The sequence below is a fragment of the Spirochaeta isovalerica genome (assembly GCF_014207565.1).
Lineage (GTDB): Bacteria > Spirochaetota > Spirochaetia > DSM-2461 > DSM-2461 > Spirochaeta_F > Spirochaeta_F isovalerica.
Genome location: NZ_JACHGJ010000004.1, coordinates 196,119 through 213,643 on the forward strand (window position 1 = coordinate 196,119; position 17,525 = coordinate 213,643).

General features: G+C 47.9%; 15 protein-coding genes. 4 read left to right on the forward strand and 11 right to left on the reverse strand.

Annotation, left to right across the window (positions count from 1 at the left end; genetic code table 11):
- Positions 1–115: 115 nt before the first annotated feature.
- Both HNR50_RS12290 and HNR50_RS12295 read right to left on the reverse strand, forming a co-directional pair.
- Positions 116–1,366, reverse strand: a complete 1,251-nt coding sequence (locus HNR50_RS12290; RefSeq protein WP_184747070.1) for a hypothetical protein — start codon at positions 1,364–1,366, stop codon at positions 116–118.
- Between the two features lie 83 nt (positions 1,367–1,449).
- Positions 1,450–2,439 (reverse strand): alpha/beta fold hydrolase, encoded by a 990-nt coding sequence (locus tag HNR50_RS12295; protein ID WP_184747071.1) that lies wholly within the window; start codon positions 2,437–2,439, stop codon positions 1,450–1,452.
- Positions 2,440–2,631: 192 nt separating this feature from the next.
- Between HNR50_RS12295 and HNR50_RS12300 the strand changes: the two genes are divergently transcribed.
- Positions 2,632–3,966 carry an acetate kinase gene (locus HNR50_RS12300; RefSeq protein ID WP_184747072.1) on the forward strand — a complete coding sequence of 445 codons (1,335 nt, stop codon included), beginning with the start codon at positions 2,632–2,634 and terminating at the stop codon, positions 3,964–3,966.
- A gap of 46 nt (positions 3,967–4,012) precedes the next feature.
- Here the strand turns inward: HNR50_RS12300 and HNR50_RS12305 are convergent, their stop codons facing one another.
- A complete protein-coding gene (locus HNR50_RS12305) occupies positions 4,013–4,558 on the reverse strand; it encodes a DJ-1 family glyoxalase III (protein ID WP_184747073.1) in 546 nt (181 codons plus the stop codon).
- Positions 4,559–4,613: 55 nt separating this feature from the next.
- Between HNR50_RS12305 and pgeF the strand changes: the two genes are divergently transcribed.
- On the forward strand, positions 4,614–5,420 hold the full coding sequence (gene pgeF, locus HNR50_RS12310) for a peptidoglycan editing factor PgeF (RefSeq protein WP_184747074.1): 807 nt from the start codon (positions 4,614–4,616) through the stop codon (positions 5,418–5,420).
- A 50-nt stretch (positions 5,421–5,470) separates the two neighbouring features.
- Here the strand turns inward: pgeF and HNR50_RS12315 are convergent, their stop codons facing one another.
- From HNR50_RS12315 to murC, 7 genes are all read right to left on the reverse strand, one after another.
- Positions 5,471–7,234 carry a DEAD/DEAH box helicase gene (locus HNR50_RS12315; RefSeq protein ID WP_184747075.1) on the reverse strand — a complete coding sequence of 588 codons (1,764 nt, stop codon included), beginning with the start codon at positions 7,232–7,234 and terminating at the stop codon, positions 5,471–5,473.
- Positions 7,235–7,309: 75 nt separating this feature from the next.
- The gene (dxs, locus tag HNR50_RS12320; protein ID WP_184747076.1) at positions 7,310–9,244 is read right to left on the reverse strand and encodes a 1-deoxy-D-xylulose-5-phosphate synthase; all 1,935 of its coding nucleotides are present in this window, start codon (positions 9,242–9,244) and stop codon (positions 7,310–7,312) included.
- Positions 9,245–9,684: 440 nt separating this feature from the next.
- On the reverse strand, positions 9,685–10,566 hold the full coding sequence (miaA, locus tag HNR50_RS12325) for a tRNA (adenosine(37)-N6)-dimethylallyltransferase MiaA (RefSeq protein ID WP_184747202.1): 882 nt from the start codon (positions 10,564–10,566) through the stop codon (positions 9,685–9,687).
- Positions 10,567–10,582: 16 nt separating this feature from the next.
- Positions 10,583–10,789 (reverse strand): DNA-directed RNA polymerase subunit omega, encoded by a 207-nt coding sequence (rpoZ, locus tag HNR50_RS12330; RefSeq protein WP_184747077.1) that lies wholly within the window; start codon positions 10,787–10,789, stop codon positions 10,583–10,585.
- Between the two features lie 58 nt (positions 10,790–10,847).
- Positions 10,848–11,417 carry a (d)CMP kinase gene (gene cmk / locus HNR50_RS12335; RefSeq protein ID WP_184747078.1) on the reverse strand — a complete coding sequence of 190 codons (570 nt, stop codon included), beginning with the start codon at positions 11,415–11,417 and terminating at the stop codon, positions 10,848–10,850.
- Positions 11,407–12,273: a YicC/YloC family endoribonuclease gene (locus HNR50_RS12340; protein ID WP_184747079.1), complete on the reverse strand. Its 867-nt coding sequence runs from the start codon at positions 12,271–12,273 to the stop codon at positions 11,407–11,409. The genes cmk and HNR50_RS12340 overlap by 11 nt, the downstream gene beginning before the upstream one ends.
- The gene (gene murC / locus HNR50_RS12345; RefSeq protein WP_184747080.1) at positions 12,270–13,718 is read right to left on the reverse strand and encodes a UDP-N-acetylmuramate--L-alanine ligase; all 1,449 of its coding nucleotides are present in this window, start codon (positions 13,716–13,718) and stop codon (positions 12,270–12,272) included. The genes HNR50_RS12340 and murC overlap by 4 nt, the downstream gene beginning before the upstream one ends.
- Before the next feature lie 54 nt (positions 13,719–13,772).
- Here murC and HNR50_RS12350 point away from each other — a divergent pair, with 54 nt between their 5' ends.
- Together HNR50_RS12350 and HNR50_RS12355 are read left to right on the forward strand one after the other, a co-directional pair.
- Entirely contained in the window at positions 13,773–15,035 is a 1,263-nt protein-coding gene (locus HNR50_RS12350) for a YihY/virulence factor BrkB family protein (protein ID WP_184747081.1), read from the forward strand.
- A complete protein-coding gene (locus HNR50_RS12355; protein WP_184747082.1) occupies positions 15,007–16,533 on the forward strand; it encodes a DNA methyltransferase family protein in 1,527 nt (508 codons plus the stop codon). Before HNR50_RS12350 ends, HNR50_RS12355 begins: the two co-directional genes overlap by 29 nt.
- On the opposite strand, the gene HNR50_RS12360 is transcribed toward HNR50_RS12355, so the two are convergent.
- Entirely contained in the window at positions 16,517–17,476 is a 960-nt protein-coding gene (locus tag HNR50_RS12360; protein ID WP_184747083.1) for a tetratricopeptide repeat protein, read from the reverse strand. The two genes, HNR50_RS12355 and HNR50_RS12360, sit on opposite strands and share 17 nt — an antisense overlap.
- Between the last annotated feature and the right edge of the window lie 49 nt (positions 17,477–17,525).

Genomic DNA, 17,525 nt, shown 5'->3' on the forward strand with positions numbered 1-17,525 from the left:
TAACAACTATACATAATTGTTGTAAAGCGCACTTTCATAAGTGTTCAGAGTTCGTCAAAGCAGCGACCTGAGAGCTGTTATGAGCGCCAAATAAAACACAATTACAGATAGTTGTCTATGAATTATCTGTAAAGGAACGGGAAAAATCCGCTTTTATTTTAAATTCGATGGAGAAAGCCGGTTTCCAGTCTGAAACCTGACGGTTGTACAATCCCAGATCTTCAAAGGAAGCTTTCCCCGTAAGAACCCAGTTGTCCCGGCTGCAGGATAATTTTACTCCGCCTTGCAGAGTAACCTCTTCATCGATACCGACTCCCAGATTCACAGAAGCCCTTATATCTCCGGAACTGATTTCTCCTCCCGCTTTGATTCTGTATTGATAAATTCCCTCTTCATACGCTGCCAGAAGTGATCCGCTCAACGAAAGGGCTGCAAACTGCTCTTCCCAAAGCGCTTCGAGAGAATAAGCCGGCTCCCGGTCTCCTTCATGGTTTCTGAAAATCGACCATTCCAGAACCGAATAGAACCGATGTCCGTTCCACTTCTTTTCCAGGCGGATCTCCTGATTGAAGTCAATTTCACGCCATTGCCATGGCAGGAAATCTCTTCCGATACGGAAATGAAAAATTGTTTCAAGCCGTAACCGGTGATATTCCATTTTTCCCTTACCCCGCAGGATAAATGCTTCGTCGGAATGAACGAAATCACTGGAAACAAAAAAGGGACTGAACCAGAGAATCTCACCTCCGCCGGAAAAGAGACCTCTCTCTCCACCGAAGCTGAGCAGAAGGGACACTCCTGTTCTATCGCCAGAAGATGTATTGACGATCAGCCGACAACCGGCATGGGCGCTGTCATCACCGAGATCCAGCCCGACCAGGCTGTGTGAAACCATTGAAGAATGGAAAGGAATCTCATCGGAATACCACGATTCCTCCTCCTTATTTTCATATTTAAGAGAGAGGGATTGGCTCAGAACCAGACTTGCCGATTCAAATTCACCGGGAACGATCCACAAAAACGCCGAGTTGTAAAGCTCCTCATGAGAAAATGCAAAGCCACCTTTCCGGCTGCGGGGAGAAAAAATAACACCGATCTGAGAGGACGGTTTCCCCTGACGGTCAATCACGGCTCCCTCGACTTCATTCCTTTCATAAAACGAGGCATGTCCGCTCTTCAACCCTTTAGAAAAGCCGGAGAAATCCACTGTGCCGATTCTGATTCTGTCACTGATAAAGTAAAACTGAGATAAGGAGGTTTCCTCATTATCATTTTGAAAAGAAATGGAACTCTGTAAAGACTCATTGATCAGACTCACCCCCATGAGAATCCCGTCGGGATAAGTGAGGGTAGTCTGTAAGGTCAACCCGTTCTGTTCAGAAAACAGAGAAGGAACAAAGACCAAAATCAAAAGAAGAGTAAAATGTAAAGATGATTTCACATACTACATTACGTAGACGGCTGCTCTCCTGCTTTAAGATCTTCATCATTTTCTCCGGAAACCGGAAGATGGTCGATCAACCAGCGAATAAAAATTTCATAAACGTCCTGACGGTTTGTCTCATTGAGGCTTTCATGACGTCCGCCGGGATTCAATATCATATTTACATCGGACAAACCGGCGGCTTTGTATTGATCATATACTTGCTTGACAAGAGATCCTTTCTCGCCGCCGACGGGATCTTCTTCACCGGAATAGAGCAGAACAGGCAGATTTTCAGGAACTTCGCCGTATATTGAGGGCGAACAGACGCGTTTAAGTCCCGTAGACAGATCCCTGAAAAAACTGGAAGTGCAGATAAAACCGCAAAGCGGATCATTAACATAACGGTCAACCTGCTCACGATCTCTCGATAACCATTCAAAAGGTGTCGGAGCTCCGGGTTCAAAGGGCTTGTTGAAGGATCCGAAAGACAGATTATCAAAAAAGGTGCTTCTGTGCCGCATTCCCCGGAAGAGGATTTCCAGGCGGGTCAGCGCACCCAGTACGCTCATAATGAGGGGAGCCTGATTTCCCGTTCCCGAAAGAATAACTCCGCTCACATCGTTTCCCCATCGGGAGATATAATCTCTGGCAATAAAGGAACCCATGCTGTGGGAAACTATAAAAAGCGGGATATCGCCATGCTGGTCCCGTATCTGAGTCGTGACTTTCCGCGCGTCATTGACTACTTTTTCCCAGCCGTCTTTTTCTGCGAAAATACCCGTATCGCTTTCGTTTTCAAGTGATTTTCCATGGCCCCGGTGATCATGACCGACGACGACAAAACCTTTGCTGTTGAGATAAAGGGCAAAATCCTCATATCTATCGATATGCTCAGCCATGCCGTGGAAGATCTGAACGGCTCCCACAATGGAATTTTCATCCTCCGGAATCCATTTCACGGCGGAAATATCTCTTAAATCCTGACTTTTGAAAGTGTAGCGGCTGCCTTTCACGAACACATCCTCCTCAAATGCGAAAATCACTCTTTTTTTATCTTTGTTCAGAATAGCAGATTTTCCCGATAAGACCAGTTTTTTCTTAAATGGACCGTTTCAGGTTGTAATGAATAAATAATAAAAGTTACACTATTTACGGTTGGATCTGATTTTTGTCAGAAATAGTGGTTGAACAGGAGAGGAAAAGAAATGGTAATTTTAACCCTGAACTGCGGAAGCTCGTCTGCAAAATATCAGGTATACGACTGGGAAGAGAAGAAAGTGCTCGGCAACGGAATTGTCGAGAGGATCGGAGAGAACATCTCTACTATCGAAAGCAATATGCCCGGGAAAGAGCCGCTAATCAGACAGAGAGCCTGCCCATCACACAAAGAGGCGGTCGAATTGATCATCAAGACGATTCTCGATAAAAAAGGCGGCTGCATAAAAGATATCAATGATATCAAAGCGGTCGGGCACAGGGTCGTTCACGGCGGAGAAACCTTTACGAAATCGGTTATCGTCACCGATGAGGTTCTGGCGACACTACGGGAATTGTCTCCCCTCGCGCCGCTCCATAATCCAGCCAATATTACAGGAATCATGGGCGCGAGAGAGGTGCTACCCAAAGTGCCACACTGCGCCATACTCGATACGGCCTGGCATCAGACTATGCCTGACAAAGCGTTCATGTACGCTCTGCCCTACAGCTGGTATACGGACTACAACGTCAGACGATACGGTTTTCACGGAACATCCTACCTATATACAGCGAAGAGAGCCTCGACGCTCCTTGGAAAAGACCCGAAAGATACCAATGTCATCATCGCCCATATCGGTAATGGAGCGAGCATGTGCGCCGTGAAAAACGGAGTCTGCGTCGACACGTCCATGGGACTGACACCTCTCGAAGGACTGATAATGGGAACGCGAAGCGGAGATATGGATCCCGCCATCATTCCCTATATCATCAGCCGGACAGACATGAATTCCAAAGCTGTAGACCGGATACTTAACAAACAGAGCGGACTCCTGGGTATTACCGGACAGTATATAGACCGGAGAGATATCAACGACGGCGTAGAAGACAACGATGAGCGATGCATCCTCGCTCAGGATATGGAAGCCTACAGAATCAAAAAATATCTGGGGGCCTATTCAGCAGCTTTGGGCCGGGTGGATGCCATCGTATTCACAGCCGGAGTGGGAGAGATGTCTCCTCCCGTCAGAGCCAAGGCCCTTTCGGAGCTGGAGAGCATCGGGGTTAAAGTGGATATGGAAAAGAACGCCCTTTCCAAGTCCCGGAACTGCGAGACCTGCATTTCCGCCGACGATTCCAAAGTAAAAGTGTTCATTATCCCCACCGATGAAGAACTGGTGATGACCGAAGATACTTTTGCCCTTATGGACGGCTCCTATGATGTGCATACCAACTTCACCTACTCTTTCCAGAGTAAGGATTATGTCAATAAAAACAGAGAGGAATCCCTTCCGAGAGACCTGGAAAGAAGGCCCGGGCTTGAGAAGATTATTGTGAAACCATAAAATCTGATAATAGTCAGGAAAAGGCTGTTCATATGAGCAGCCTTTTTTATTTCTGAATCGTCCCTTTGTGGATCTGATCTCTCGATTCCTTTCCGCAGAGATATTCTATAAGCGCCAGAGAAAATTCAGCTGCCGTCCCGGGTCCCCGGCTGGTGATGAGATTACCGTCGTAAACAACCCTGTCCTCAGAGAAAAATGCGCCGGAGAAACTGGTTTCAAATCCGGGATAGCAGGTAAAATGACGCCCTTCGATAAGACCGTTCAATCCGAGAACGACGGCCGGTGCGGCGCAGATGGCCCCGACGAGAGCACCATTCTCCAGAGCTGCCTGGATTATTTTCATGGAAGCCATGTCGGATCCGATATTGGATGCTCCCGGCATCCCCCCGGGGATGATAACGCCGTCAAGGTCACCGGTCAGTTCGGAAACTTCCACATCACAGGTTATTTCGATTCCGTGGGATCCTGTCACTTTTTTTCCGGTCACACCTGCCAGAATGACATCGACACCGCTTCTCCTCAAAAAATCCGCCGGAGTAATGGCTTCAACTTCTTCAAATCCTTCAGCGAGAAATAATGCAACTTTTTTCATATATACCTTCCTGAAATTATTTCAGCTGAGAGTCAGCCTGTGTTATTTTTATTTTATGTATAAATCCTCAGAATATCCATTCCTATATCATTTTTCCCTATTCGATTCATTTTCCGCCAGCCTTTCCGCCGGCGTAACGGGAAGAAAGGGAGGTATAAGCAACGCGCCTTATGACAGTTTCAATACAGCCCTGCACTGCGGAGATGAAACTGAAGCTGTTATCGAAAACAGAAAAAGGCTGTGCGAGGCCCTCCATATAGACTTCTCAGCCTATACCTGCTCCGAGCAGATTCACGGTTCAGAATCAGCCGCTGTAGCGGAGAGCCAGAAGGGAGCCGGCTGCCGCGATTACGGATCAACGATCAAAGGCACAGATGCTCTGATGACAGACCGGAAGGGAATCCTTCTCAATATCCATCTCGCCGATTGCGTTCCGCTCATCTTCTATGACTGGAAAAAGCAGACGGGAGCTCTTGTTCATGCGGGATGGAAAGGGACGGCAGCGGGAATTGCAGGAAAGACAGTCAGGGCGATGAGAGAGGCTTTCGGAAGCAGCCCGGAAAGCATATTGGCAGCTATAGGGCCGTCAATCGGACCCTGCTGTTTTGAAATAGGAAGCGATACGGCCGATAAAATTGAATCAGGGTTTAACTACTCTACCGATGTCATCAGCAGAGAGGAGAATGGAATCCATGCCGATCTGTGGAAAGCTAATGAAGAACAGCTACTGGAAGCCGGATTGAAGCAGCACAATATCGAATCAGCCGGGATTTGCACAAGCTGCCATAATGACGAGTTTTATTCCTACAGAGCCGAGGGTGGACTGACCGGAAGGTTTTCCGCTTACCTGCTTCTCAAATAAGGCATTAAACAGTGTATGAAAAAGGGCTGCCTTATGCGGCAGCCCTGATTTTATTTTCCGAATATCCGTGACAAGAATCCCTTCTTCTCCGGTTTTTTATCAATCTTCTTTTTAGTGTTTTTTCTCTGTCTTTCTTTATCAACCTTAACAGTCTTCTCATCGACTTTGAAATCTTCACCGTATTTATCCCGGTAGTAAGCCAGTCTGTCATTGATATTGTTTTTTCCGGAAACGCGTTTCGGATCCTGTTTTGTTCTGGACGGCGCGTTCTTATTGTACTTAGGCTTCTGGTCTCCCGAGCTTTTTCTGTAATTCCGGTTTTGGCTCTTTTTATTCTGAGCGCTTCTCTTAATGTTTCTGCTCTCGTTCTTCTTACCCTGGGAAACCTGCGGTTTAGAGCCGTCCTTGAGAAGATCCAGTCCGCCGGACGCTTCCAGAACCAGGTTCTGAACATGCTTTTCGCTCTGCTCGAGAGGCCGTCTGTTACTGGGATACTTTTTATTTGCCGGTCTGTTTCTATCGCGGTTTCCATCCCTGTTCCGGTCACGGTCACGGTTCGCCGGTCTGTTTCCACCACGGTTGCCGGGACGATTGCGATTATCATCTCTTCTTCCCCGACCGTTTCTGTCAGCGCGGCTATTGCTGTCCCGGAGATGGAACCGCATCCCTTCGCTTTTATCTTCCACAAACAGACTCTCGTCCGCCCATGCCACGGGGATTTTCAGATCGATGTATTTTTCCACTGCAGGCAAACCGTAGACATATTTCTCACAGGCGAGGGAAATGGCTTTGCCGCTTTTTCCGGCGCGGGCCGTCCTTCCGATTCTGTGGACATAATTCTCACAATCCTGGGGTATGTCGTAATTGACAACCATAGCCAGGTCGTCAATATGTAGTCCCCTTGCCGCGACATCGGTAGCCACGAGGAATTTGACTTTTCCAGCTTTGGTATCTTCGACGATCCTGAGCCGTTTTTTCTGAGGGAGATCGCCCATAAGACATTCAGCTCTGTAACCATTGTGCTCCAGTCTTTTTGAAACTTCATAAGCGGTGTGTTTTGTGTTGGTGAAAACAATGGCCGTTTCGGGATTCTCTTTCTTCAGGATTCCCAGGAGAAGCTGCATTTTCTCATTAGTGCCAACGTGGTAGAGTTCCTGGGTAATGGCATCGACCGTAACATTTTCCGGTTCAATGACGATTTCTCCGGGATTGTTCAGATGCTCCCAGGCCAGATTACCGACCTTGGAACTCAGCGTCGCACTGTAAAGCATGGTTCTCCGCTCTTCCCGGGGCGGCATTCGTCTGAGAATGTTTCTCAAATCGGGCAGAAACCCCATATCGAAAAGACGGTCAGCCTCATCGATAATACAGATTCCGAACTCCTTATAGTCAATCTTTCCGGACTTTCCGAAATCGATAAGACGCCCGGGAGTACCGATGACAAGGTCGCAACCATCGCTCAGCTTTTTCTCCTGGCTGTTGTATCCGACACCACCATAAAAGGACCCGATATTGAAATCCATCTCCTTACCCAGAAGCTCGGCTTCTTTCTCGATCTGAACGGCCAGTTCTCTCGTCGGAGCAATGACCAGGGTTTTCTTCCCTTTAAAATCCTCATGTTCGGCCATGAGATGGAAAGCGCTGATAATAAACGCGCCGGTTTTTCCCGTACCTGTCTGGGACTGGGCATAAATATCCCGTCCCTCAAATAGAAACTTGAATGTTTCCGCCTGAACGGGAGTACAGTCTTCAAAACCGGCTCCCGCTATACCTTTCTGTAAATTCTCATTAAAAGCAAATTCGGTAAATTTCATATATTCTCTTTTATACACATCCGGATTCGGGGAGACTGAACCGGGTTTTCTCGAAAATGAAGAGGAGATTCATTGTCAACGCCATGAATCGTTTCGAACCTGTTTTACGACCTCTTCGAATCGGTAATTGTGCAGAATTTCATCAATTCTGCCGGCGAGACTCTTTCCGTCGAGTCCGCACTCTCTGATAAGCTCCTCCCTGGTCGCCTGACCGAGGAATTCATCGGGAGCTCCCAGATGCCGGAAATGAAAATTTCTGTCATGTTCCAGCATGGCGGCGGCTATCTTTTCTCCCAGGCCGCCTGTTTTTACACCGTCTTCAATTAATACTGTCAGATTATAATTACTAACTAAATCCAGAAGATAATCAATATCCAACGGCGCAATAAATCTCATATTGTAGACATCGCAGGGGATCCCTTTTTTCTCCAGAATGAGAGCGCATTTCTCCGCTTCATTCAGAAGAGAGCCCAGACTGAGAATCAGGGTTCTGTTTTCCTGATCTTCACCTTTCCGGAGAAAGACTCCCCGTCCGATTTCAAATGGAACCGCTAACTCATCACATTCAGGATAGCAGTTATCTTTGGCATAACGGATCATAACCGGTCCGTCGGCTTCCCGCGCCATTTCCACGGCCAGCTCCATCTCAGCCTGGTTGACCGGAGCGACAAATGTCAGCCCCGGAACATTTTTAAACAGGGAGATATCATAAACCCCCTGATGGGTTTCACCGTCGCCGGGAACCAGTCCTGCCCGATCCATGACAATGGTTACGGGAAGGTGAGGTATGGCGACATCGTGTATAACCTGATCAACAGCCCTTTGCATAAATGTGGAATAGATGGATACAAAGGGTTTTCTTCCGGCCACGGCCATACCGGCGGCATAGGTTATTCCATGAGGCTCGGTAATTCCCACATCGAAAAACCTATCGGGGAATTTTTCGGAAAAAGCTTTCAATCCGGTCCCCGATGTCATGGCAGCCGTTAAGGCTACGATTGATTTATCTTTCTCTGCCGCATGCACAATAGCCTGTCCATAGGCTTCGGTCATCTTTATTGTGTCCGCAGATTCACCGGTTTCCGTTTTTTCCGGTACTTCAGGAGAGACTCCGTGATATCCGGCGGGATTTTCCTCTGCATCGAGAAGCCCTTTCCCCTTGATCGTCGCCACATGAATGACAAGCGGCTGATTGACCTCTTTAGCCACTTCGAAAATCTTTTCCATCCGATCAATATTATGGCCGTCGATCGGACCTATATATTTAAAGCCCAGATCGGTAAAAAGATTCTCTTTAAACAGAACGCTCTTGGCTCCCCTTTTCAACCGGTAGACGAACTTCAATATAGCCTTTCCGAAAAAGGGAATGGTACTGATGGCCCTGTCGATAAAGCGCCGCATATTCATATAGGAACCGGTTGAAGTAAGCCGGCTCATATAGGATGAAATGGCTCCCACATTATTCCCGATAGACATATTATTGTCATTGAGAATAATTATGAGATTCTTTCCCAGGTGACCGGCATAATTCAATGCTTCGAGAGCCTGCCCCCCTGTGAGAGATCCGTCTCCGATAACAGCGATAGCCCGTCCTCTCGTTCCGGCAAGCTGCTCGCCTACGAGTACACCGAGCGCCGCTGATACGGATGTGGATGCATGACCCGTGTTCATTATATCGTGCGGGCTTTCCTCTCTCTTGGGAAAACCGCTCAAACCGTTCATCTTCCTGAGTGTCTTGAACTCTTCAAAACGCCCAGTTAAAAGCTTGTGGGTATAGCATTGATGGCCCACATCCCAGACAATTTTATCTATGGGAGAGTTGAAGGACCGGTGTAGCGCGATGGTCAGCTCTACAGCGCCCAGATTGGATGCCATGTGGCCGCCGTTACGTTGAACCGTTTCTATTATATATTCCCGGATTTCTCCTGAGAGAATCTTCAGCTCTTCGGACGACAGGCTTTTCAAAGCCGCCGGACTGTTCATGCCGGGAAGAATGGAAAATTCAGACATTAAAACCTCTACAAATGCAATATAACATAAAAAGGCATAAAACCATAAGGCGGTACCGGAAAAAAAATACCCCGGATGAAACCGGGGTATTACTACCGGAAACCTGCATTCAGAAAGCCTATGCATCGGACCTTTCTCAAAATAATAAGCGGTTTCCAGCACTACAATCCCCGACACTCCGCGGAGATTCATGATAAGAATGACCAAGCCGCAAAATCTATATGCGGCTTAAAAGAACCTATTTATGTTTGTGTCTGTTCTTTCTAAGCTTTTTCTTACGTTTGTGCGTAGCTATTTTTTTTCTTTTTCTTTTTCTACCGCAAGGCACGTGCTTACTCCTTTACATATTGGGACCCCGAAAGGGTTAATACAGTTAACTGAAAGTCCTCATATGGAGAACTTTATAGATTATGCAGAGACTCCCCACATAAGTCAAGGGTTTAGGGGAAAACCTCTCTCATTATTCCCCCTCTGTCCAGAGGGGAAAACCATTTAACCCCGTCAAGGGATTTGAAAAAAGTTATCTGCCTCTTGGCGTATCTCCGGGAATCCTGTTTTATTGTATCTTTGAGGTCTTCCAGGGTCATGCAGCCCCGGTTCATCATATGGAAAAACTCGCTGTAACCTATGCCCTTCATAGCCGGCAGATCTGCGGTTAAGCCCCGGGAGATCAATCTCCTGACTTCCCCGACCAGTCCCTGATTGAACATTATGTCGACCCTTCGATCGATACGGCTGTACAGTTCAGAGCGATCTCTTTCCAGTCCGATGATCCTGACACGGTAAGGCACCCGCTGTTCATGGGAGACTTCAAAAGCAGACAGGGGCTTTCCCGTTCCGCGGAAGACCTCAACAGCCCGGACGATGCGCGAACTGTCGTTCCGGTTCAGCCTTTTTGCTGTAGGAGGATCGCAGATCTGCAGTTCTTCATAAAGCGGACCGAGTCCTTTTTTATTGACAAGCCTGTTGAGTTCATCGCGTATGGAGGGATCAACAGAGGGAATCTCCGGCAATCCATAGAGAAAATTTTTAAAATAAAAAGCCGTTCCGCCCGAGAGAACGGGGATGCGATCCCTTGATAGGATTTCTGGGATCAGCCTGTCGGCCTCCCTGACGAAATCACCTGCTGTAAACTGTTCGTGAGGGTCTCTCACATCGATAAGATGGTGGGGAAGTTTTTCCAGATAAGCCCGGTCGGGCTTGGCACTTCCGATGTCCAGTCCCCTGTAGACCTGCATGGAATCGGCACTGATGACTTCTCCTCTGCCTTCAAAAAGCTGAAGCAGAAGATCGGTTTTGCCGACGGCAGTAGGTCCGAACAGGAGGACGGGAACATGATCAGCGCTTGAATTCGTATTTTACCTCTTCGGTAACAATTTCGCGGATAGCTTTGGAAATGGTTTTGCCCTCGGTTTCCTCTGCCTCGTTTCCGCCGGTAATAGCGATCTGCTCGGCGCGGTGAATTGCCGCGTTAGTCAGCTCGTACATGTTTTTATCTGTATTAACCAGTCTGTCCATGGGGATGACTCTGCTTTCGTCTGCCATTGTATTCCTCGTAAAAATGAATGCTGACTTACATTATATCCAATGTAACCCTTTAGAATCAACCAATCCTTGTTTCAGAACGGCCTTTTTCCTTCAGAACATTGATAACGGCAGCAGAGATTATCTCGGTTATCTCCTCGGGAGTCATCCGGTCCGTATTGATTATGAGGTCGGCGAATCCGTACTCGTTATTATCAATATCATAAAGTTTCAGATACCGGGCGTGGTCTCTGTTGTCCCGCTCTTCGGTCTCCATCATTCTATCCTGGAAGGAGCCCCCTTCCCGCTGATGTATTCTCGACGCCCGGACCTCGGGAGACGCGGTGAGAAAGACTTTCAGATCCGCTTCCTTCAGCATCCAGATAGCCAGCCGCGAACCCAGTATGGAATCGTCCTCCATAGCCAGCTTGACCTGCTTTTCATCGACATAGCGGTCCCAGCTCGTGTCCTTTTCCGCCATCCTGCAGAATTCATGAAAATCAATTCCCTTCTCCTGGGCTATATTGCGGAAGGTGTAATTGACCATTTTGAACTTGAAACGCTCCGAAAGCATGCGGGTCACCGTGGTATTCCCGCATCCGCTTCTTCCCGATATGGCAATTCTCACTCTATTTGATTTATTCGACATTGCGCAACTGCTCCCTTATCTTCTCCAGCGCATCTTTCATATGGACAACTGACTGGTGCACCTCCACTATAGGAGATTTGGATCCGATTGTGTTGATCTCCCTGTTCAGCTCCTGACAGAGAAAATCCAGTTTCTTGCCGGCGCCCGCTTCATCTCTCATGATTTCGGCAAACCGGGCGAGGTGACTCCGCATGCGGATTATCTCCTCGTTTATATCATATTTTACGAGATACATGGCCGTTTCCGCAAGTAAACGGGTTTCCTCAATCTCGTCTCCGGTGATTTCCCGGAATTTTCCGCTTAGCGTTTCGCGTATCTGCCTGTCAACTTCGGGAGCTTTGGACTCGACAAAGGAAAGATTCTCTTTCAAAACATCGATCTGATCGGCAATGTCCTTCTCCGTATTCTTCCCTTCCCTCACGCGATTGTCTTCAAAGTCCCGGAAAGCTTTAGAGAGCATGGGTTCCAGTTTTTCCCAGATGTTTGAAAGATCCCTTTTTTTATCGGTCTTGATAATTCCGTCCATTCCCAGAAGGTGAGAGAGTCCCGGCTTTTCTTCCAGGCCGGCGATGGATACCATCTGATTGAGAACGGACGTGTATTCCCTGACGACATTTTCATCGAGGATGACCTTCATATCCTCTTCAAGTTCACGGTAACGGATGTGGACTTCCACCCGGCCTCTGCCGATCCGGGAAGACAGCCATTCGCGGATCGAGGGTTCCAGCGGATTGAGAATGGAGGGAATATTGGTAATGATATCCAGATACCTGTTATTATAAGATTTCAGATCGAGGGAGATGTGGGTTTTCTCATCCTGAAATTCACTGAATCCGAAACCTGTCATGCTTTTCATGAAAGAGACTCCTTTTTAAATTGATTGTATAAATTTTTTCCGATATTCCAGTTGTTGCCGGCGCCCATGGTAATGAAGAGGTCGCCATCTTTGAGATGGCTGCGGCAGAACCGTTCGGTTTCTTCAAAATTATTAAAATACCTGACATTGCCGTGACAGGCGGCCGTTCTCTCATAAAGATCCCGGCCTGTAATCGTTCCGTTAAATTTCTCCCGGGCTGAGGCATAGATATCCTCGAGCAGCACAAGATCGGCAGAACCGAATGAAGCGGCGAACTCCTCGAGAAGGGCTGCCGTGCGGGAATAGGTATGGGACATGAAATCTACGACAATCCTTCTGCCGGGATAAAACTTTTTCAAACCTTCAAGAGTCGTGTTAATCGCCGTCGGGTGATGAGCATAATCGTCCATAAAGAGAATTCCTCCGGCTTCTCCCACAATCTCGCTCCGCCTCCGGCTTCCTGCAAATGAACGGAGACCTTCAGCAATTTTATCCGGCAGAGATGGATCGTCCCCCCTCCCTTCGCGCTCGAGAGTCCGAACGACAAGAGCCACCGCAGCGGCGGCATCCAGGACGAGGTGATGGCCGGGTATTCTGAGAGCCATATCGCGACTGAACCTATCGAGGCGGAATGAGGAGAGTCCGCTTTCCTCGCGGACCGAGGATATCCGGTACGGCCCGTCCGCTGAAGTGCCATAGGGGATATAATTGATATCCGCTCTTCTGCTTTTCATAATATCCGCGGCTTTAACGGCGCCTTCATCATCGGCGCAGTAAATCAGATCCCCTCCGGCAGGAAGCCTGTCGATATAGGAGAGAAAAGCGTCGAGAATATCATCGATATCCTTGAAATAATCGAGATGGTCCGGCTCTATGCTGGTGAGGATAATGGAGCGGGGATGAAAAGCGAGAAAATGTCTCTTATATTCGCAGGTTTCAGCTATAAAATACTTCTCACCGAAATGAGCTGTGGAAAAACCGCCGAAAGAGGGAACGGCACTGCCCACGAGAACCGATGCTTCCAGCCCCGCGGCGCCGGCGACAGTTCCCGCCAATGCCGTAGTCGTCGTCTTTCCGTGTATCCCCGCGACTCCGAAGGATTCCGTGAGGGAGGAGATATAGCCGAGGGCTTCCGTGTAGACCATTACGGGAATATGCCGTTTATGAGCTTCGGAAAGCTCGGGATTGTCGGAACCGTAGGCAGCCGAATGAATAACCAGCTGAACCTCGTCATCGATATTTTCCGCTCTGAATGATTCTTCATAGGGTATACCAAGGCGCTGCAGAACTTCATCGGTATAAAATTTTTCATCGATATCGGAACCTGAAATGTCAGCTCCGCGACGCTGCAGCAATTCGGCGAAGGCGGCCATTCCCGTACCCTTAATGCCCACCAGATGCACTCTGAAGCCTTTCAGCGAGGCGGGCAGTGTTTTCTTATCCATAAAAGAACTATACAGCCGATTCCCCGTTATGGCAATTAGAGGTATACTGGTTCCATGAGCACCCGAACTTTTTACAGAACGATCATCAGCGAGGAAAAAGTCTTTCCCTCTCGACTCAAGACATTTTTCTACTCGCTCATGCGCATAGTACTGCGGATTTCCGACAACTTTTTCCACGACAGCTGTCTGATCCGCGCCTCCGGTCTGGCTTTCAACAGCCTTCTGGCGCTGGTTCCCCTATCGGCAGTGCTTTTCGCTTTCGGAGGTTTCAACAGCGTCGGAGGAGAGCTCTATAATTATCTCGTGGAAGTCCTCCTCCCCTCAAGCCTGAATCAGGTTCTCGACGCTCTTAGCGGCTTCACCGAGAATTCCGCAAAGCTGGGAACTTACGGTCTTGTTTTCTTTCTCATAACCATTCTCTTTCTGATGAACAATATTGAAAATAATCTCAATGCCATCTGGCACTGCAAAAGAAAGAGGAAATTCTTTCAGCAGTTTACAATCTACACAACGGTAATCGTCTTCACTTCTCTTCTGGTCGGGGGGAATTTTTCCATTTCCGGAGACCTGCTGGCCATATTACCCGATTATACGGGAGCCCTGAACAAACCGTTTATCGTCAAAACCCTTTACAGAGTCTCATCGATTCTTTTTATAACAACCACGTTTCTGCTTCTGATTATGCTCATCCCGTCCACACGGGTCTCTTTCCTAAGCGCTCTGACCGGAGCTCTTGCCGGCGCGGTAATCTGGGAGCTGGCCAAATGGGGTTTTAAAACGTGGGCCAGCTATTCGGTTCGAAACTCGGTAATCTATGGGTCTCTTTTTCTGATCCCCCTGCTTCTGATCTGGCTTTATGTGGTCTGGTTGATCATTATGATCGCCATGGAAACAGCATACGTTCATCAACACAGGAAGGAAAAGCACATCCGCTACCAATCTGAAAAGATGACCTGGGAAGTATTCAATCTCAAACTTGATCTTTATCTGGCCATAGCGCGCTTTTATCTTGATGGCACGGCCGGAGCCGATGACAGTAAACTGTCGGAAGCTCTGGGGATAAATGAAGAGGAAACACGGGAAGGAATCGCTGTACTTATTAATGAAAACCTGGTTGCCCGGACTGAAAACGGGACTTATCTGCCCGTAAGGCCTCCGGAAAAAATGAAGCTTTCAGATCTTTACTACAAATTGTCAGGGATCGATGAAAACCCGAGCGCCGCCCTTTCGGACTTTAAGAGAGGCGGAGACAGAGAGCTGAATAATAAAACCGTTTCAGATTTATTTGATGGTATCAGGAGAGAGGATTCTGTCTGAGTTAGAACCCATTGGAGCTGTTTTCACACCCCTTCTCCATGCACAAAAAACAATAATCGATACAGGTCTCTATGAGAATTGGCTTCATGGCGCATCCATTCTCGATCCCACAGCCGGAGGCGGTCATTTTATTGAAGCTTTTATAAAAACGGCAAAGGAAAAAGGCGACAGGCTTACAGATCAAAGGCTCAGCCGGCTCTGCGCCGTGGAGATGCAGTCCCGATTCATCGAGGATTTTCACCGGAAAATGAAAAGAGAATACAAGGTTGATTTTCCCGGAGATAGGTTTCTCCAGGGAGATTATCTATTTACCCATCACAGGGAAGAATTCGATTTTCTCCTCGGCAATCCCCCGTGGCTCAATTTCTGCGATCTCGAAAACGGATATAAGGAGAAAATTAAGCCTCTCTTTATAGATTCAGGATTAACAGGCAGTAAAAAAGATCTGCTGCTGGGAAGTTCACGCATTGATCTGGCGGCGCTAATCGTAACCGAAGCAATCAGAAAAAATCTGAAGACTCAGGGAACAGCCTATTTCTTTCTTCCCCTGTCCCTTTTTCTGGGCGAAGGGGCACACAAGCAATTCAGGTTTCTATTGGAAACAGGTGCCTTTTCCTTGAATTATATCGATGACTACCGCGACGCGCCTCTTTTTCCCGGCGTGGCGACCCGCTACGGATTCGCTTCTTTCACTAAGGACAGGAGAACGACCTACCCCGTACCGTACAGGAGGATTCGACCGAATGGCACATTCAGAGAGCTGAATGCGGCTCCCCTCGCCGGCAGCGGATCCCCGCTTATTGCCGGAGGAATGGATGATTTGAAAGAACTCCCGCGCATATTCATTCCCCCGAAATCCAAACCGCGGCAGGGACTCAACACCTGCGGAGCCAACAGCCTTTTCATTTTTGATGAAATTACCGGTAGAAATAAAAACATTCTGACCCTGAAAAACAAAGAGAGAGAAGCAACCCTTCCGGAAGAGCTTATTTATCCCCTCATAGGTTCAGGGCAGTTCAATGCGAAAAAGCACCACAGATACGTCTTTCTTCCATACAATCTCAACGGCCGGGCATTATCAGAGACCGAGCTGGCACACTATCCCGAAGCGGAATGCTATTTAAGGGAAAACAGAAGCCGTCTCGAGAACAGAAAAGGAGTCCTCATTGGAAGCGCCATCAAAAAGGGGCTCTGGTGGTCACTTCTTGGAGTCGGCCCCTACTCATTTGCTCCCTGGAAGGTTGTCTGGGAGGCCTACGGAAAAAGAGAATTCCACCCCCGTCTCTTTTCGTCGGAAAATAAGCAGCCATGGCAGCCGAATCAGGCTCTTCAAGCCTTCATTCCCTTTAATGAAGAGAGAGAGGCAAAGCGCGTTCTGAAAGAAATGGAAAATTCCCCAATCGGAGAAATTCTGAAAATGCAGGGAATGGAAGGGACCTGTAACTGGGCCCAACCGGGAAAAATGATAAGGTTTTTCTCCTTTAAAGACGAAATCTGAAATTGATCCCATTCATCCAGATATATTTGGATTCATCGGGAGTGATGACAGAATAAGCTCCGAAATGAAGCCCCGCGCTGAAATGGTCGAACTGAAGTCTCGCCTCAATCTTAAAATCAAAAAGATTAAGTGTATTCATCTCAGGGAAGAAAAGGAGATTCATATCAATTCCCATAATAAATTTTTTCAGTCCTTCGTTACTGCGGAAAAGATATAATAGCGGTCCTTCCAGGTTGACTCCCATATTAAAACCGTTTAGCCAGCCCTTGTTCAACGTATAGAAGTTGTAACCGCCCGCATAATACCCCCGGTATCCGGCTCCGATTCTGAGAACAGTCTTACTGTCCACCTCCTCCTGGAAAAAAGTCCGGAAAGTAATAAGGGCATCAACAACATGGAGTCTGGCATCGGCGAAACTCCCCCATTCGGGATCGAGCAATAGTAGGGAATACCCCCCGGAGATGCCGACTATGCGATTCCACTTACTGAAATAATAGTTCATTTCCGAAGAAACGCTCGCCGAATAGGTACCGACTGAGGGAAAAACCTCCCCCTCTTCTCCCACATCCCAGGTATAAACGAGGCTCGGAGAAACAATCAGCTCGAAACGACTTCTCGTTTCTTCTGGCTGAACGAGGTCATCTTCTTCGTTGATGGAAAAATCCGGCTTGTTAAGCTCCTCGTCTTCCTGGGGATCCGTTTCCTCATCCCGGGTCGGATTAACACTGAAATCCGGCCTTTGAGCTGTAAACTCTTCATCATCTGTGTTATTTGTTTTGCTTAATTCACGCTCCATTCTATAGAGTTCCCTGACAGAAACAAGAAGATCGGCGGCCCTTTCGTTTTCCGGGTCAATAATCAGAACCGCTTCAAGGAGACTGATTGCTTTCTCATAATCCCCCTGTCCGAAATAATCGAGGGCCAGGTTTATCTGGGCGTCCATCTCCCCGCTTGAAATGCCAGTCGTGCTTTGCCCAAAAAAAGAAAAAAGA

What these genes read in the sequence shown, in the direction of transcription:
- HNR50_RS12300 (WP_184747072.1), top strand. Translation starts at nt 2,632, where the DNA reads ATGGTAATTTTAACCCTGAACTGCGGAAGCTCGTCTGCAAAATATCAG.
- HNR50_RS12305 (WP_184747073.1), bottom strand. Translation starts at nt 4,558, where the DNA reads ATGAAAAAAGTTGCATTATTTCTCGCTGAAGGATTTGAAGAAGTTGAA.
- pgeF (WP_184747074.1), top strand. Translation starts at nt 4,614, where the DNA reads ATGTATAAATCCTCAGAATATCCATTCCTATATCATTTTTCCCTATTC.
- HNR50_RS12315 (WP_184747075.1), bottom strand. Translation starts at nt 7,234, where the DNA reads ATGAAATTTACCGAATTTGCTTTTAATGAGAATTTACAGAAAGGTATA.
- dxs (WP_184747076.1), bottom strand. Translation starts at nt 9,244, where the DNA reads ATGTCTGAATTTTCCATTCTTCCCGGCATGAACAGTCCGGCGGCTTTG.
- rpoZ (WP_184747077.1), bottom strand. Translation starts at nt 10,789, where the DNA reads ATGGCAGACGAAAGCAGAGTCATCCCCATGGACAGACTGGTTAATACA.
- cmk (WP_184747078.1), bottom strand. Translation starts at nt 11,417, where the DNA reads ATGTCGAATAAATCAAATAGAGTGAGAATTGCCATATCGGGAAGAAGC.
- HNR50_RS12340 (WP_184747079.1), bottom strand. Translation starts at nt 12,273, where the DNA reads ATGAAAAGCATGACAGGTTTCGGATTCAGTGAATTTCAGGATGAGAAA.
- murC (WP_184747080.1), bottom strand. Translation starts at nt 13,718, where the DNA reads ATGGATAAGAAAACACTGCCCGCCTCGCTGAAAGGCTTCAGAGTGCAT.
- HNR50_RS12350 (WP_184747081.1), top strand. Translation starts at nt 13,773, where the DNA reads ATGAGCACCCGAACTTTTTACAGAACGATCATCAGCGAGGAAAAAGTC.
- HNR50_RS12355 (WP_184747082.1), top strand. Translation starts at nt 15,007, where the DNA reads ATGGTATCAGGAGAGAGGATTCTGTCTGAGTTAGAACCCATTGGAGCT.
- HNR50_RS12360 (WP_184747083.1), bottom strand. Translation starts at nt 17,476, where the DNA reads ATGGACGCCCAGATAAACCTGGCCCTCGATTATTTCGGACAGGGGGAT.